Here is a 16846-nt window from a genome sequence, read left to right as displayed (position 1 = left end):
CGGCTCAATGGCGCAACAAGTATGCAGGAAGGAATACAAAATGCTCTTATGGCGATTTCTGTCCGCCCGCCGTTTCGCTACGATAGACATGCAAGGCCGTCGGGGAAGCGGCATCGAGAGCAGACTTCGTCAGACCGGCCGAATGCATAGGAGGCGGGGAAGATGGGCGAAATGGAAGAAAGGGTCATTGCGGCGGAAGCCGGGAAACGCGGGGTAACGGTATCGGACGGCAAACGGTTGAGCCGCAGAAGCATGCTCGCGGTTATGGGAATGACGAGCGTCGGCTTACTTTCGGCAAGCTTGCTGAATCGGACATCGACAGCCGAAGGAGCCGGAAGCGTGACTGCCGCCGTTTACGGTCCGGGTTCGCCGGACTGCGCCGGGGATTGCGTCGCCCCTGTTGCGATCGGCGAACTGCGGACCTTCGCGTCGGCTGACGAAGGCTGTCTTTATTACGTAACGGACCGGGGACGGGAAGGAATGTTTTATTATGACCCGACCGACGCGACGACCGCCGACAATAACGGCACGGTATTCGTTGCCTCTTCAGGCGCGAGATTCAAGCGGATTATCGGCGAATCGGTCGATGTGAAATGGTTCGGGGCGATCGGCGACGGCTTCAATCATCCGTTGTCCGGCACGTTCGCTACCTTGGCCGCAGCCCGGGCCGTCTATCCGCACGCCAAGGCGCTTACGGACGAGACGGATTGGTGCGCCATCCAGGCGGCTATCGAAGCGGTCAAATCCGGAACGACCGGAACGACCGTCGTCTGGATTCCCAGCGGGACCTACATCGTGAATCAGGCGATTCGCGCCGAAGTGGACAACATCGTTCTGCAAGGGACCGGAGCGTCCGTTATTTCACTGGAGACGGACTATATCGCGCTGCTCGTCAACAAAACGACTCCGCCCTCGGCGACGCTGGAGCCGGTGCGCAATGTTGTCGTGCGTGATCTGGCGTTCCAGGCCATCAAAGGATTCGGGCCGAACAATGCGGGCATTGTCGCTTTGAATTATTGCGTCGACGTGCTGGTCGACAACGTGCGGGTAATCGGCGATTCGGCGCAGCTGACGGCCAGACAGCGGATTACGAACGGCATCGCCACCTCGCAGGGAACGAACGGCGTCATCCGCAACTGCGTCGTGGACGGCGTCAGCAAGCCGGGCTATTATGTGGCCAACGGCACGCATGATTTGCGCGTGGAGGGCTGCGAGGCGCGCAACGTCTCCGGCCATCTCGGAGCTCAGCCCGGCATGGGGGTGTCGGGAGCCGACCGGATTCAGTTCGTGCATTGCAATTCGCACCATAATCAAGGGGCGGGACTGCAAATTTCGACGGACGGTTATCCGGCTCCCGCGGGTACGCCCGCCACGAACGTCCAAGTGATCGGCGGACAGTTCCACAACAATCAGGGGCACGGCATACTGACAGGGACGAATGTCGCCGGGCAGTATCCCCGTCATTTCCAAATCATCGGGGCGGATACGAGCAACAATAAGCTGCATGGCGTCAATATTACGGGAGGACATCAGGTGACCGTCGCGAATCATACTTCTAAGGAAAATGGGAGCGGCGGCATTCTCATCGACAACGGGGCCGGTTTGGTGACGACTGTCGATGTGATCGACCCGAACGTGTACAATAACGCGCAGCTGCTCACGATCGGCGGAATCGTCATACGCGGCGCCAGCCGAGTGACGGTGCAGGGCGGACGGGTATTCGACAATCAGGCGACGAAGACACAGGATTACGGCATCGAATTTTTCCCGCATGCGGGCGGCGTGAAGCCCTCCGACATCCGGATCGTAGACGTGCAGTCGTTCGGCAACAAGCTGAGCAATTATGCCGTCGGCGTCGTGGAAGGCGTCAACGTGGAAGCGACGAGCGGCTATTACCGGATACAGGATACCGGCGCGCCGGAGGGCGTGCTGTCCGCGCCGCCGGGCTCCGAGTATACGGATACGGCTTCGGGCATCAAGTATTTGAAGCAATCGGGAACGGGCAATACGGGGTGGAAGCAGGTTTCTCTGCTGTAGCCGGAGCCCGGATCATTCCATAACGGGGGTATAACGATGAAACGGGTCGGGTCGTCGTCGGCAATTTCGGTTTGTTTGACTGTCATGATGCTCCTGTCGGGCTGCGACAACAATGATGATCCGGCGAAGAAGCCGAAAGCGCAGGACGTAGGCCAAAAGCCGAGCGCGACGGGGGGGCCTGCGAAATATGATCCTCCAATCGAATTGACTACGGTTGCGTTCAGCCTTCCTTCGGTCAAATATTTCAATGGGGACGATTTCCGAAACAACCCTTGGACCCGCTATATCGAGCGTCATCTCGGCATCAAAGTCAAAACCGAATGGACGGTCCCCGAGGCGGAATACGTGAAGAAGACGAATCTGATGATTTCGTCCGGCGATTTGCCCGATTTCTTCGCGGCCACTCCGGCGCAATTCAAACAGCTCGCCCAGGCCGGCTTGCTGGAAGACTTGACCTCCGTTTACGAGAACAATGCCCCCGAGGTCTTGAAGAGGGTTATACGGGACGCCGGCCCGGACGTGATCCGGTCGGCCGCGATCGACGGAAGGCTGATGGCGATCCCTTTTACCGGGACGGCCAAGGAAAGCCCCGCCATTTTATGGATTCGCAAAGACTGGATGGAGAAGCTGAAGCTTCCCGCGCCGACAACGATGGACGACGTATGGGCCATTTCTGAAGCGTTTACAAACCGCGACCCGGACGGGAATGGCAAGAAGGATACGTTCGGCCTCGCTCTCGACCGCGACTTGGGAATGGCGATCGGCCTGATGAACGGCTATCATGCCTACTGGGACATTTGGCTTGCGGACGCGAACGGCAAGCTCGCTTACAGTACGATTCAGCCCGAGATGAAGCGGGGGCTGGGCAAGCTGAAGGAATTGTTCCAGGCCGGGCAGATCGATCCGGAGTTTACCGTCAAGCCCTCATTCAAAGTATTCGAGAGCATCGGCGCGGGGAAAATCGGCATGATGGCGGGATCACGGGGCTCAGCGAACTATCCGCTCGCAAGCCTAACGCCGGATCGGGAATGGCAGGCATATGCGATTCCTTCGGCGGACGGCGATCCGGTGCTGTATCCGCTGCAGCTGAATATTTACAAATATTATTGGGTCGTCAAAAAGGGGACGAAGCATCCCGAAGCGCTGTCCCACATGCTGGAGCTTTGGTTGAACGCGTACTATTTCAACACGTCGGAGGAGCTGTTCTACACGCTCGTCAATCCGAGCAAGGAGGACAAGTCCGCCATCTGGTCGATGGCTCCGATCCGGATTTATTTGTCGGACAACAATATCGAGAATTACAGGCAGGCGGCGGCAGTTCTGAACGGCAGCAAAAAGGCGGAGCAGCTCGCTCCCGAACGCCGCAACGTATACGACCGGATCATGCGGTATTTGAACGGAGACAAGAAGCTGTGGGGAGAATACGCCCAGAACGGGCCCGGCAGCTCCGGTGCGATCGTCGACGACATTATCCGGAACAATCGCTTCGTGCCGAACCGGTATAATGCTACGCCGACTCCGACTATGGCGGAGAAAGGCGAAGGCTTGAACAAACTCCGCGATGAAACGTTTCTGCAAATTATCGCGGGAACCGCTTCGATAGACGAGTTCGACAAGTACGTTTCCGACTGGAAAAGGCTTGGCGGGGATGCCATTACGAAAGAAGCGAACGAATGGTACGCCGAGCAAAAATAAAGTAGAGAGAAGGGGCCCACATGGTTAACCATAAAGGAATGGCCGCACTGATTTGTTTCATTCTGATTTTATCCGGATGCTCCGGCAAAGCCGCGGTACAAAACGCCGAACCGAAAGCCGGGCTTCCTCCCGAGCCGATTACGCTTAAGATCAACAACTTCAACACGGCCATTTCGCAAGAAGACATCGAATCGAATATCATAATGCCCGTAAAAAAGAAATATCCGCACATTTCGTTCGAATTTCTCGATCAACTGAAAGGGAGCACGCTGCAAAATCTGATAACGGCGGGTAACGTTCCGGATATCGTATTTACGGACTATCCGAACTTGTCCGGCCTGCTGGAGTTCGACTACCCCCAAGACTTGAACGAATTCGTGAAAGCGAAGCAAGTAGCGCTCGGGGGAGTCAACCCGCAGATGATAGAAGGCGGCAAGCGGATCGGCACGAAAGGAGAGCTGTATGCTCTGCCGTTCTATATGGATAGGATGATGCTGTTCTACAACAAAGATTTGTTTCAGAAATTCGGCGTCCCGTATCCGACGGACGATATGAATTACGACGAGTTCATCGCGCTTGTCAAACGAATGACGCGTTTGGACGGCGGCGTCCAATATGCGGGCATGCGCACAATCAACCTTCATACGACAGGCACGCAATGGGGATATCCCGTCATCGATCCGAAAACCGGGACCGCGTCGCTCCAGACCGACTCTTGGAAGAAGGCGCTCACCTTGTTCAACGACATCAATAGCATTCCAGGAAACGAAAAATTGACCAACGAAACGTTCTACAAGGAGCAGAGGCTTGCGATGCTGCAGCAAAGCTTCAGTATTATGGTCGGCTTGCTCGAGGGCGTGCGCAAGAGCGGGAGCCCGCTTAACTGGGATATCGCCGCCATGCCGCAATTGAAAGACGCTCCGGGCGTGTCCGGTTTTTACAAACCGTACTATTTCGTCCTGTCCAAGTCGAGCAAGCATAAAGAAGCGGCTTTCGAGGCAGTCGCCTATCTCATGAATTCGAAAGAGGTACAGCTGAATTTGTCCAAAAACGGCAAGATGCCGATCTTGACCGATGAGGAGATGATCAAGCCGTTCGGGAGTGCCGTCGAAGGATTGGCGGGTAAACGCATAGAAGCCGTATCCAAGCACAAATCGGCGGATTTGGCCTACTCGAACGAATTCGATAAGCTCGCGAGCCCTCAGCTGAACACCGCCGGAACGAATGTTATTACGGGCAAAAGCGACATGAACAGCGCGCTCCGCGAGGCGGAGGAGGCGGCGAACAAAAGTATCGCCGAGAAGAAAAAATAGATTGCCGATTTACCCGGAACATCATGCGCGAAGGAAGACTTCGCCGGTGAGACCGGGTTTTTCCTTATTAATCGGGATTGGTAACTGACACAACACGTGATATTTGGAGCAAATCGGAGGGAATCGCATCAAAAAAGCGGCTCGCGGCGGTTCCCTTTGAAATTTGCGCGAATTTGTGATATTCTGGCTACAGAGAGATAACGGGGAGGGGGGATAGTATGATTGCGTCCAAAGCGGTTCGAATGTATCATCTTCATGTGAAGCTGATCGTCGCGTTCGCCCTTGTGTGGTCGTTTCTCATGCCGACGATCGAAACGGTCGTCACCCCCGTCTCCAGTGCGATCCCCGCCGTATCCTCCGGGATGCACGGATGCTCCGCGGTTAACGCTTCCGGGCAAAACCTCGAAAAACCGGAAGAATCCGTCACATGTCCGACCCATTCCGTTCTGTTCTTTCCGCTAGGCCATGTCGTATCCACTCTGCAGCTTCGACTCGCCTTCGCCATACCTCTCCTGATGAAGAGCTTGCTGCTTCGTCCGATCAAGTTCACTTCAAATTATGTAGTCGTCTAACGCATGTCGCCGTCAAGGCCTGCAGGTTCCTTAGCGATCGCGCTATTCCTTGCAGCACTGCCAGATGTTTATTTGTCGTGCCCGTATGATCCGATATCCGCATGCCCCAAGCATGCGCAGCGAAGCAAGCTCAACCAATTAGGAGGTTCCGATGAAAACAGACACCGTACAGCTGCAAAACGCGCAAGTCCAGCCGCAAACCCAGCACACCCATATGACCAAAACGAAATTCATCCAGAGGGTGCTATTCATCCTGTTCGGCTCGGCGCTATTCTCGGTCGGACTCGAAATCTTCCTTGTGCCGAACAACATTATCGACGGCGGCATCGTCGGCATCTCGATCATCGTGTCCGCTTTGTCCGGTTTGCCGCTTGGCATTTTCCTGCTACTCCTTAATATACCGTTCTTTTACTTGGGTTATAAGCAGATCGGCAAGACGTTCGCCTTGTCCACCTTGTTCGCGGTCGTCGTCATGTCCGCGGGCACTTGGCTGCTCCACCCCGTCCAGCCGCTTACCGACGATCCGCTGCTCGCCGCCGTATTCGGAGGCATAATTCTCGGCGTCGGCGTAGGCATGGTTATCCGCTTCGGGGGATCGCTTGACGGTACGGAAATCGTCGCGATATTGGTTACGAAAAAATCGCCGTTTTCAGTCGGCGAGATCGTCATGTTTTTAAACGTATTCATCCTCGCGAGCGCCGGCTTCGTGTTCGGCTGGGATCGCGCGATGTATTCGCTGATCGCCTATTTTATCGCCTATAAAATGATCGATGTCATTATCGAAGGCTTCGACGAGTCGAAGTCGGTATGGATTATTAGCGAGAAGCACGATGTGATCGGCCAGGCGATCATTCACCGGCTGGGCCGGGGCGTTACTTATTTGCATGGCGAAGGCGCTTTTACGGGCGGAGAGAAGCGGGTAATCTTCTGCGTCATTACCCGTCTCGAGGAAGCGAAAATGAAAACGATCGTCGAAGAGATCGATCCGTCCGCCTTTTTGGCCGTCGGCAACATCCATGACGTCAAGGGCGGCAGATTCAAGAAAAAAGATATTCACTGACGGCGCCGCGGCGCTCAGGGAATATTCGCATACAGACGGAAGCCCCGTGCTCGCGGCCGCTTACCCGGTCGAAGTCGGAGGCAACTCGTAAGAGGTCAAAGGGAATGGATATTGGAGCGTATTCATCAAGAACAACGCGACTTGAGCGAGGGGCGGGAGCCAGATATCTGTTCCCTCCAACGCGCTGCAGCAACACGAAAGGACCGTCAGGTGTCCCTGACGGTTTTTCTTACGTTTCAGAGGACATTCTGAACAAAGAAAAGCAATCTCTAAAGCTCGGGGATCAACTCCCGTCAGGGCGACTGAATGATGTCAATGGAAGCTTGTCCCCCCACGATTAACTGCAAATGATACAGCTATATTCAGGAAATATGCAATATTTGCCGAAATAACTGGAATCTGCGCAGGTAAATCGCTGCCAGTCCATAAAATAGGAGTAAACAAGCGAAAATAACTGTATAATTTCCAGCTCACTACCACAGTGAGGCAAGTCTTCACCGGAATAACTACATGATCTACAGTTCGTCTGAGTGATTGCCCGGCCATTGAAGAAGACTCAGATGCACTTCAACGAAAAGGCTTCGTTTAGAAGCTTTTCTTATCGTTAAAGAAAGTTTTATTTCGCTAAAGTGCCAAAGCGAACTGGGACTTTCTTTACCAAGAAAAATTTCCGCTAAATCGCGGTCGCTCATCCTCGAAGTACGTCGATAGACGTTTTTCTTATAAACGATAGTAATTGCGAAGCTTCGGGAAATGCACCGTAAGCTCCGTAAAGGAGCCTTCCACGGACCGGACGGACAAATCGTGTCCCAGCTTCAGCGCCAGCTGCTTGGCCAAATAAAGCCCCATTCCGGTCGATTTGGCGTACGCTCTGCCGTTTGCGCCCGTAAAGCCTTTATCGAACACCCGGGGCAAATCCTCCGGTACGATCCCGATTCCCGAATCGCGCACCAGCAATCTTTTCTCCCGGTCGTCTTCCTCCATCGCAAAGGCGACCGTACCTCCCTCGCCGGTATATTTCAGCGAATTGGCGACAAGCTGGTCGACGATATAGGCCAGCCATTTGCTGTCGCTATGGACATAGAACGCATCCACCGGCATCGTCAAACGGATACGCTTCGTAATAAACGGCTTGGCCGATTTTTTGACGCTTTCCTTCACTAGCGTATGCAGCGGCACTTCGGTAATAAAATAATCTTTGGAGAACGAGTCGATGCGGGAATAATAAAGCGCCTGCTCCACATCGTTCTCGATTTGGGCCAGCTCGTCCTCCAGCTTGTCGATCAGATCGTCGACCGGCATTTCCGTGCCGTTCTCCAGCAGCAGACGGCTAGCCGCGATGGGCAGCTTGACCTCGTGTATCCAGGACATGATGTAATCCTGATGGTCCCGCTTCTCTTCCCTAAGCTTCCCCAGCCGGTCGGAAAACCGCTTGTCCCGGCTTCTCAGGAACGCCACGATCAGCCGCTGTCCGCCGTTCTGCGGCTCGGGCAAGGGCACGTCCAACGCCTCCGCATCGTTCTCGAGCCGTTCGCGAAGCTCTTCGTAGAACGTTCTCCGGTAGTAGTAGCCGACCGTGACGTAAGCGGCCGCTAGGAGGAAGCAGCCCGCATTGACGTACAGCAAATTGCCTGCGCCGCCGTTGCCGAGGAACATGACCGCGGAAACGAACAGCATGACGACGACGAGCAACAGCAAGAAATACCGCTTATCCTTTACATATTCAACGAAGCTCATAGGATCGTATAGCCTTGTCCTTTCCGGGTCGAGATAAAGTCTTCCTTCCCGAGATCGCCGAGCTTTTTGCGCAGTCGGGTCATATTGACCGTTAAGGTATTGTCGTCGACGAAGCTCTCGTCTTCCCAAAGTCCCCGCATCATTTTATGACGGCTTACGATCGTTCCTTTATGTCTCATCAAAATGTTCAAAATGACGAACTCCGTTTTCGTAAGCTCCGCTTTCCGATCCTTGTGGAACACGTTGCCGTCCTTCAGATTCAGGACGACGCCGTCATGCTCGATGACGTTCGCCTGAATTTCCGAATAGGAGTAAGTCCTGCGCAGCAGGGCGTTGATTTTGGCTACGAGCACGTCGCTATGGAAAGGCTTCTGGACGAAATCGTCGCCGCCCGTATTCATCGACATGACCATGTCCATCGGCGTGCTGCGGGAGGAGAGGAACAGGATCGGCACCTTGGACAGCTCCCGGATCTGATTGCACCAGTAAAACCCGTCGAAAAACGGCAGGTTGATATCCATAATGACAAGGTGCGGGTTCTCCGCCACGAACAGCTGCAGCACCTGATCGAATTGCTCCGCGACGATCGTCTCGAAGCCCCATTTTTTTAACGTTTCCCGTATCAGCTCGCGAATGGTCGGTTCGTCCTCCACGATCATGATCTTCATGTCCGTTTCCCTCCGTATAAGAAGAGTTACGGTAAACATAGCATCAACGAGACCCGGGAATCAATCGTGGTGACAAAATTGTAAGGTTGAGCCGGCAAGTTGTAAGCTCAATATCGGGTTGGAACAGGTACAATAAACGTGCACCAAGAACATGACGCTCTCGAATGGAGGATGCGATAGATGAAAACGATCGTGGAGGCAAAGCAAATCACGAAGCTGTACGGAACGAAAGGAACCGTGTTCCCGGCCTTGCAGCAGATCGACTTGACCGTTGCGGAAGGGGAATTCGTCGGGATTATGGGCCCGTCCGGTTCCGGCAAATCGACGCTGCTGAACGTACTCGCGACGATCGATCAACCGACGTCCGGCGATATTGTCATCGACGGGATCGATATTCTCGGCATGAACGAAGACCAGCTGTCCGCCTTCCGGCGAGACAAGCTCGGGTTCATTTTCCAGGACTACAATTTGCTCGACACGCTGACGGTGAAGGAGAACATCGTGCTGCCGCTGGCGCTCGCCAATATGAATGTGGACGAGCTGGAGCGGAGGGTCGACGAGATCGCCGACCGGTTCGGAATCCGTCCGATTCTGGACAAGTATCCTTATCAAATATCCGGCGGACAGAAGCAGCGTACGGCCGCTTCCCGCGCCATCGTATCGAAGCCGAGCCTGATATTGGCCGACGAGCCGACCGGGGCGCTCGATTCCAAATCCGCGACCGATCTGCTCGAAAGCTTGAAGGACTTGAATGAGCGCGAAAGGGCGACGATTTTGATCGTGACCCATGACGCATTCGCGGCCAGCTACTGCAAGCGGGTCGTTTTTATTAAGGACGGGACGCTGTTTACGGAGCTTATCAAGGGCGATCAACCGCGCAAGGCGTTTTTCAAAAAAGTGCTGGATGTGCTGTCCGTTCTGGGAGGTGGCTCCAGTGACGTTATTTGATGTAGCCAAAAAAAACGTCAAAGGCAATTTGAAACATTATTTGATGTACCTCATCTCGATGATCAGCAGCGTCGTCATCTTTTTTACTTTCGTTTCGTTGCAGTACAGCGATGAAATTCGGGCAGGCCTGGAATCGTCGGAATCGGTCCGGGCTATTTTCGCGCAGGCGTCCTACCTGCTGATGCTGTTCATGGCCATCTTTATATGGTATTCCAACTCGTTCTTTACGAAGAAGAGGAAGAAGGAGGTCGGCTTGTATTCGCTGCTCGGCGTGCGCAAAAAAACGATCGCCCGGATGCTGTTCTACGAGAATGTCATGATGGGGGCGGTCGCGCTTGTCGCGGGGATCGTGCTCGGGACGTTCCTGTCCAAGCTGTTCGCCATGCTGTTTCTGCGGCTGATGGATTCGGCCGTCCAAGTCGGAGTCGTCTTCTCGTTCGAGGCGCTCGTGCATACGACGATCGTATTCGCGGCGATGGTCCTGCTCACGTCGGTTCAAGGCTACAGGCTCATTTACCGGTTCAAGCTGATCGAATTGTTCCAGGCGGAGAAGGAAGGGGAGGTTACGCCGAAGCCTTCCTTCCGGGGAGCGGCTGCGGCCGTCGCTCTGCTCGCCGCCGGCTACTGGGTCATGTGGCAGCCGATCGTGACGACCGGACAATATATGCGCAATCTGTTGTTTGTCCTCGTCGTGATGGTTGCCGGCACGTATTTGCTGTTCCGCTTCGTCACGGTCGCGCTGCTGCAAGCGGCGAAGCGAAGCAAGAGCCGGTACTATCGCGGAATCAACATGATCGGTACGGCCCAGCTGATGTACCGGATCCAGGGCAACGCGCGCGTTTTGACGATCATCTCCTTGCTCAGCGCGGTGACGTTAAGTGCGGGTTGTGTCGGCTACAGCATGTATTACAGCAACGGGAAGACGGCAGCGCTCGTATCGCCCTTCAGCTTAATGCATGTGTCCAAGGGAGAAGCGTTCGATGCTCAGGTCCGTTCCGTACTGGAGCAGGACCGGGAGCATCCGGTCGAGCTGGCGCAGGATTTACCGGTTATTAAAGCCAAAGGGGTGATGACCCGCTCCGACATTCTTCCGCCCAGGTATTCGAGGGAGGACGACAATCCGGTCAAGCTCATAGCGGCCAGCACGTACAATAAGATCCAGACGGAGCTGGGACGCACGGGCAATGTACGGCTCAAGGGAGACGAGGCGTTGGGGATCAAGCCGATGTATACGAATTATACGAGCGCGGATTATGCCGGCGAAGCTTTGGCGCTCCAATTGCCGGGAGGGACACGGAACGCTGCCTTCGTCGGCATGACGGAGGAGCGGGTGCTCAACTGGAGCTTTCCCGATTACATGGTCATAGTCAGTGACGAGGCGTTCGAGGACATGTCGCGCCAAATCGCTCCCATCGTATACAAAGCTTACAAAATCGCCCGGGAGCAGTCGATGAAGCAGACCAGCGAGCGTCTGTACGCGCTGGACGCCGAGCTGCGGAAGCTGCCTACGTTTTATACCGAGTATAGGAAGGGTTTGGAGGAGGCGGGCATCAATTTGTTCACGCTCGGCTTTCTCGGGCTCGTCTTTCTGGCCGCGACCGGGAGCATCATCTACTTCAAGCAGCTGACGGAGGCGCATTCGGATAAAGAGCGCTATGCCATTTTGCGCAAAATCGGCGTAAGGAAAAAGGAGGTCGGCCTCTCGGTCGCGAAGCAGACCGGCTTCATTTTCGCGCTTCCGCTGGCTGTCGGCCTGCTGCATTGCGGCGCTATCCTGAAGGCGATCACGACATTGTACGGCAGCGTATCCGAAGTGAATTTGACCGTGCCGATCGCCAGCGCGATGCTGGTCTACTTGCTCCTCTATTGCGGCTATTATGCGTTGACCGTCCGTTCGTACAACAAGATCGTGAACGGTTGACAGAGTGGTCTCGGGAGCATAAACGGTAAGGTGGTGCACCGGGCACGGGACGCTTGGCCTTCGGAGGCTGCTCCGAAGGCTTGGGTCATTGTGCGGTAACTTCAAGCCATTGCCGGGGAAATAGTCCTGGAAGGAGACACCGCTTGGGCTGGCTTGGTCCCGCCGGTGAAGCGGGAAGACAGAAATAAGGCTGAAACCGGCACTATTGTCGGCCGAAGCGGGAAAACGACGCGGATAGTGCTGAAACCAACCTTATTTGTGGCCAGTGGGATGAAATCCGCTCGAAATCCGGCTTGCTGAAAGAAATAAGGCTGAAACCGGCACTATTCGCGCTCACGGGAGGCGGCTTTAGGGAAATAAGGTTGGTTTCAACCTTATGTCGGGGCTGCTGGACTATTTGTTGACTTGAACGAAAAAAACGAGGCGAGCAAGGCTCCTCCTCGTTGTGAGCACCGCCATCACTTTTGCGGGTTCAAAATCTTCTCCCTGCGGTATTCGCCGGGCGTAATGCCGGTCAGGCGCCGGAACATCCGGGTGAACGAATTGGCGTTCTGGTAGCCGACCTTGGCGGCGATGTCCTGGATTTTGTCCTCGGTAACCTCTAGCATTTCCTTCGCTTTCTCGATCCGGTATTCGTTCAAATAATCGCTCAAGTTTTGGCCGGTTTTCTCCTTGAAGTAGTTCCGCAAATAGCCGGTCGAGATATTCAGCCGGTCCGCGATCAAGTCTTGGTAAATATCGTCCCCATAGTGCTCCTCGATAAAACGGACGACGAAATCGACGATCGGGTCGCGCGCCTCGCGCTTTTCTTTGATCAGGGCAGACGCTTGCCCGAGCAGCCGCTCGAAAAATAGGGCGTACTGCTCCGCTGAGACGAACCGTTCGATCTCGTCGAACGGAGAGCCTTTCGAATAGAGCGCATGCGTATCGATTTTGTGGGCCATAAGCGCCATCAGCACCTTGGACACTAGGTCGCTTGCGAATTGGCGGTAATGCCAGGCGGAGGCATCGCTTTTGTCGAGCCGCAGGAGCGAGCCGCGCGCCAGTGCCAGCAGCTGCGCTTCGTTGCCCGCTTCCAGCATGGCGGCGAAGCTGCGCTCCTCCTCGGACGTCCAGAACATGAGCGGCTCGGTAGCGCCGACGTCTTCCACGATCTGGGTCTCGTCGTTCAGCTTGCGGCTTCTCACCATCTCGCCCGCAGCCTCGTAAGCGGCCGTGAACTCCGAAGGCTCCCATAGACGACGCTGACAGGCGATCGTCAGCTGGTAATACGCCTTGTCCCGATCGAAGACCCGCTTGAAGTATAGCAGCTTCTCCGAAATGTCGGAAGAGACGTCGGCTGGCGTGAATATGATGGCCAAGATGCGGTCCTTCTCGATCTGCATCGTCATAGAGTCCGGAAACGATTCGGTCACGTTCAAATTGATAAATTCCAGAAAATAAGTCGCCTTGAGCGGATGCTCGTTGCCAAGAAGCTCGTATTCCCGGGTATAATGAATATGAAACATAATGAAATGAAACGGCCGGTCCGTCTCGACGAGCGACTGCATTTCGGTATCGAGCGCCTGAATGCTTTTGATCTTGTCCAAGTAGCCGTATTTTTGCAGCAGCGAATTTTTGCGGTGAACGGATTCGATAATATGCTCGAGCCCTTCGCTGATCACGTTGAATTCGTGGATGCTGCTGCTGTGCCGGATAGCCGGATTCATTTGCCTCAGCGACTCGACGATCCGCTGTACCGGATTTTTGAAGCGGACGCTGAGCAATACGGATATGGCGACACTGATTAGAATCGAGAAGGCGAACAACGTCAGCAGCAGCACGTTCATTTTGGTCAGCTGGGACGCCACGCTCTGGTAAGGGACGACGCTGACGTAAGTAAGTCCGGACAACAGGCCCTTCTGATAGAAAAAGTAGTTGTTCGCATGCAGCTCGTATGCGCGATCGGGCGCAAGCTCCGGCATCTTGTCGGGGCGGGTGCCCGTGCTGAAAAACAGCTCTCCGGACCGGTCCGTCATATAGAAAGGATTGTCCGAAGCTTCCTTCAACGCGGCGAACATGCGGTCCGTGTCGACGAGCGCGCCGATATAAAATTGGCTGCCGATCTGGCTTTTGATAATAATCGGAAAGTATCTGCCTTGGTCAGGCGTAACGAGATCGATCCGGTACTTCTTGAATTCGGCCGAAGGAAAGGCGCGGAAGTGAAAGTCTTCCGCAAATTGCTTGGCCCAGAAGTCGGAGCCGTACTCGGAGTTGACGTAATATTTGCCGAACATATCTTCCGCCCGCGTGTACCCGTTCTTGTCGATGACGAAGCTCTGCTCCTTGAAGTAAATGAAAACGTTCTCCAAGTCAAGGTTGTAGTTGCCGACAATCGATTTGAATTCGTCGGCCAGCTCGTTGACGATCGGAAAATCGGAGTCGATATTTCCTTTCTTGAGCGCCGTGACCGAATTGTCGAAATAATAACGGGTGAGCAGATCGTCCAGCTGGCTCAGCTGTTTCTCATAGCCGTCCACCGTCTTGGATACGCTTATCGAATTGGAGCGGATCAGCTGGTCGCGCATCTGGTCGTAGAAGAAATGATAAGCGAACAAGTTGAAGGCGAAGGAGATGAAGATGACGATCATGAACCCGAGCAGCAGCTTGGCAAACAACGATTTGCCGTTAAATCGGGTGCGGCGTTCCATGGTGTTTCCTCCGTTCTTGGCGGGTGCGTACCCATAAGTATACCGGATGAAACCGATTTCAACCATCGTTTTCGACTATTCCGTTTCGCATCTCTTATTCTGAATAGCAGAAAGTTGCCTGCAGGACCAAGAAGCTCCGGTTCGGAATAGATGCGGCGAAACGGATTGTTGTGCCGGCAGACGGGAGCGCTTACTATGGGCATCAAGGATACCGGACATTACGGGGTGTCCCTCATATCGGGATCGAAAGGGGCTAGAGAGCAAGATGAAACGAACAGTCAGCATGTTGGTCGGCTTAAGTTTGATAGCGGTTCCATTATTAGCGGCGTGCGGCAAGACGGATGAAGGCGCGAAGACGCCGGCGGGCGCGGGCAATCAGGGGACAGCGGCAGGCAAGACGGTACCGGAGAAGTACGACCCGCCGATCGAATTGACGACGGTGAATTACAGCTTCCCGACGACGAAGTTTTTCAACGGGGAAGACATCAACAACAATATTTGGACGCGGACGCTTCTGGAGAAATACGGTATCAAGGTGAAGACGCAATGGTACGTGCCGAACACCGAATACGACAAGAAGACGAACCTGATGATCGCGTCCGGGGAAATACCCGACTTTTTCGCGGCGACTCCCCAACAGTTTCGACAATTGTACGAAGCCGGGCAGCTGGAGGATTTGACGAAAGTCTACAATGACCATGCGCCGGAATCGATCAAGAAGGTCATGCAGGAGGCCGGTGAGACGGTGCTCAAATCGGCGACGTTCGACGGCAAGCTGATGGCGATCCCGTGGTCCGGGGTGGCGAAGGAAGGACCGTCCATCCTGTGGATCCGCAAAGACTGGAAGGAGAAGCTGCAGCTTCCCGATCCGAAGACGATCGACGATCTGGTGGCGATCGCCGACGCTTTTACGAAGAAGGACCCGGACGGCAACGGCAAGGATGACACGTTCGGCCTGGCGATGGACAAGGAGCTTTCGATGGCTGTCGGTCTGCTGAACGGCTTCGGCGCTTACGCGGATTTCTGGACTAAGGACGCTTCCGGCAATTTGGCGTACAGCGAAATTCAGCCTGAAATGAAGCAGGCGCTGACGAAGCTTAGCGAAATGTACAAAGCCGGCCATTTCGATCCGGAATTTATCGTCAAGGACGGCAACAAGGTGAACGAGAGCATCGGCGGCAACAAGATCGGCATGATGATCGGCGGCCGGGGATCGGCGAACTCGCCGCTCGTCTCGCTGACTCCGAATCAGGAGTGGCAGGCGTATCCGATGCCGACTGTGGACGGGAAGCCGTTCAAGGCGCAGCTGCCGCTGAACATTTTCAGCTACTATTGGGTTGTGAAGAAAGGCACGAAAAATCCGGAAGCGATATTCAAAATGATGGACTTCTGGCTGCAGACGTATTATTACAACAAGTCCGAAGACGTGTATTACAAATATATCGTGCCGAGCAAGGAAGACGGGTCGGCGCTCTGGACGTATTCGCCGGTGAAAATTTATTTGCCGGACAACAACATCGAGAACTACCGTCAGGCGACCGCGGTGCTGGACGGCAAAATCAAGCCCGAGGAGCTCGCTCCGGAACGCAAGAAGGTATACGACCGGATCATGCTGTACAAGGGCGGACAGAAAAATCTGTGGGGCGAATACGCGCAAAACGGTCCGGGCGGCTCGGCCGGCATTATCGACCAGATTATAAAGGACGACCGGTTCGTGCCGAACCAGTTCTACACGACGCCGACGGCGACGATGGCCGAGCGCAACGAGCAGCTGAAGAAGCTGCGGAACGAAACGTTCGTCAAAATCGTAACCGGCAATTTGGGACTCGACGCGTTCGACAAGTACGTAGCGGATTGGAAGAAGCAAGGCGGAGACATCATTACGAAGGAAGTCAACGACTGGTACGCCACGCAGAAAAAATAATACGTTGTGCAACATAGGAAAGGCGCAGCTGCTGCGCCTTTCGCATTTGCATCGGACGGGCCGATGACGTATTCCGTGCCGCAGCAACTATTCCGAACGGATGCGGCGGGGCATTTCCTGCGTATCGGAATAGAAGTAACGAAACGGATCGTTGTGGCGTCCGCGCTATGCCGCTAAGATTGGGTTACGGTATCCGGTTTGCATGTCGGACGACGGGACTGACAGGACGAGCGGAGCCGTTCGAAGGGACACCGCGGAAAGGGGCATACGAAGCTATGAAG

11 protein-coding genes are annotated in these 16846 nt (G+C 54.7%); 8 read left to right on the top strand and 3 right to left on the bottom strand.

Annotated elements, in window-relative coordinates:
- The first annotated feature begins 162 nt into the window (after window positions 1-162).
- The 5 genes from FE784_RS07575 to FE784_RS07555 all read left to right on the top strand — a co-directional run bounded on the left by FE784_RS07575 (window position 163) and on the right by FE784_RS07555 (window position 6677).
- On the top strand, window positions 163-2037 hold the full coding sequence (locus FE784_RS07575) for a pectinesterase family protein (protein ID WP_139601532.1): 1875 nt from the start codon (window positions 163-165) through the stop codon (window positions 2035-2037).
- Window positions 2038-2073: 36 nt separating this feature from the next.
- Window positions 2074-3732, top strand: a complete 1659-nt coding sequence (locus FE784_RS07570; RefSeq protein ID WP_139601531.1) for an extracellular solute-binding protein — start codon at window positions 2074-2076, stop codon at window positions 3730-3732.
- 20 nt (window positions 3733-3752) lie between these two features.
- The gene (locus tag FE784_RS07565) at window positions 3753-5045 is read left to right on the top strand and encodes an ABC transporter substrate-binding protein (RefSeq protein ID WP_139601530.1); all 1293 of its coding nucleotides are present in this window, start codon (window positions 3753-3755) and stop codon (window positions 5043-5045) included.
- Window positions 5046-5263: 218 nt separating this feature from the next.
- Window positions 5264-5617 carry a hypothetical protein gene (locus tag FE784_RS07560; RefSeq protein WP_139601529.1) on the top strand — a complete coding sequence of 118 codons (354 nt, stop codon included), beginning with the start codon at window positions 5264-5266 and terminating at the stop codon, window positions 5615-5617.
- Window positions 5618-5831: 214 nt separating this feature from the next.
- Window positions 5832-6677: a YitT family protein gene (locus FE784_RS07555; protein WP_139601553.1), complete on the top strand. Its 846-nt coding sequence runs from the start codon at window positions 5832-5834 to the stop codon at window positions 6675-6677.
- Window positions 6678-7397: 720 nt separating this feature from the next.
- Here the strand turns inward: FE784_RS07555 and FE784_RS07550 are convergent.
- Window positions 7398-8414, bottom strand: a complete 1017-nt coding sequence (locus FE784_RS07550; protein ID WP_139601528.1) for a sensor histidine kinase — start codon at window positions 8412-8414, stop codon at window positions 7398-7400.
- The gene (locus tag FE784_RS07545) at window positions 8411-9082 is read right to left on the bottom strand and encodes a response regulator transcription factor (RefSeq protein ID WP_139601527.1); all 672 of its coding nucleotides are present in this window, start codon (window positions 9080-9082) and stop codon (window positions 8411-8413) included. Before FE784_RS07545 ends, FE784_RS07550 begins: the two co-directional genes overlap by 4 nt.
- A 180-nt stretch (window positions 9083-9262) precedes the next feature.
- On the opposite strand from FE784_RS07545, the gene FE784_RS07540 reads away from it, so the two are divergent.
- Together FE784_RS07540 and FE784_RS07535 are read left to right on the top strand one after the other, a co-directional pair.
- Window positions 9263-10030 (top strand): ABC transporter ATP-binding protein, encoded by a 768-nt coding sequence (locus FE784_RS07540; RefSeq protein ID WP_139601526.1) that lies wholly within the window; start codon window positions 9263-9265, stop codon window positions 10028-10030.
- Entirely contained in the window at window positions 10017-11951 is a 1935-nt protein-coding gene (locus FE784_RS07535) for an ABC transporter permease (RefSeq protein WP_176706027.1), read from the top strand. Before FE784_RS07540 ends, FE784_RS07535 begins: the two co-directional genes overlap by 14 nt.
- A gap of 458 nt (window positions 11952-12409) precedes the next feature.
- Here FE784_RS07535 and FE784_RS07530 read toward each other — a convergent pair whose 3' ends face one another.
- Window positions 12410-14641 (bottom strand): helix-turn-helix domain-containing protein, encoded by a 2232-nt coding sequence (locus tag FE784_RS07530; RefSeq protein ID WP_176706026.1) that lies wholly within the window; start codon window positions 14639-14641, stop codon window positions 12410-12412.
- 265 nt (window positions 14642-14906) lie between these two features.
- Here FE784_RS07530 and FE784_RS07525 point away from each other — a divergent pair, with 265 nt between their 5' ends.
- Window positions 14907-16565 carry an extracellular solute-binding protein gene (locus FE784_RS07525; RefSeq protein ID WP_139601523.1) on the top strand — a complete coding sequence of 553 codons (1659 nt, stop codon included), beginning with the start codon at window positions 14907-14909 and terminating at the stop codon, window positions 16563-16565.
- Window positions 16566-16846: the final 281 nt, after the last annotated feature.

Source organism: Paenibacillus hemerocallicola (genome assembly GCF_006265175.1).
Classification (GTDB): domain Bacteria; phylum Bacillota; class Bacilli; order Paenibacillales; family NBRC-103111; genus Paenibacillus_AB; species Paenibacillus_AB hemerocallicola.
Note: the sequence above shows the minus strand (reverse complement) of the source record. Positions and strands in the feature narration are given on the sequence as shown.

Bases quoted from the DNA above. Each gene is read 5' to 3' on its own strand.
- FE784_RS07555 (WP_139601553.1), top strand. From the start codon at position 5,832: ATGACCAAAACGAAATTCATCCAGAGGGTGCTATTCATCCTGTTCGGC.
- FE784_RS07560 (WP_139601529.1), top strand. From the start codon at position 5,264: ATGATTGCGTCCAAAGCGGTTCGAATGTATCATCTTCATGTGAAGCTG.
- FE784_RS07545 (WP_139601527.1), bottom strand. From the start codon at position 9,082: ATGAAGATCATGATCGTGGAGGACGAACCGACCATTCGCGAGCTGATA.
- FE784_RS07530 (WP_176706026.1), bottom strand. From the start codon at position 14,641: ATGGAACGCCGCACCCGATTTAACGGCAAATCGTTGTTTGCCAAGCTG.
- FE784_RS07570 (WP_139601531.1), top strand. From the start codon at position 2,074: ATGAAACGGGTCGGGTCGTCGTCGGCAATTTCGGTTTGTTTGACTGTC.
- FE784_RS07540 (WP_139601526.1), top strand. From the start codon at position 9,263: ATGAAAACGATCGTGGAGGCAAAGCAAATCACGAAGCTGTACGGAACG.
- FE784_RS07575 (WP_139601532.1), top strand. From the start codon at position 163: ATGGGCGAAATGGAAGAAAGGGTCATTGCGGCGGAAGCCGGGAAACGC.
- FE784_RS07565 (WP_139601530.1), top strand. From the start codon at position 3,753: ATGGTTAACCATAAAGGAATGGCCGCACTGATTTGTTTCATTCTGATT.
- FE784_RS07525 (WP_139601523.1), top strand. From the start codon at position 14,907: ATGAAACGAACAGTCAGCATGTTGGTCGGCTTAAGTTTGATAGCGGTT.
- FE784_RS07550 (WP_139601528.1), bottom strand. From the start codon at position 8,414: ATGAGCTTCGTTGAATATGTAAAGGATAAGCGGTATTTCTTGCTGTTG.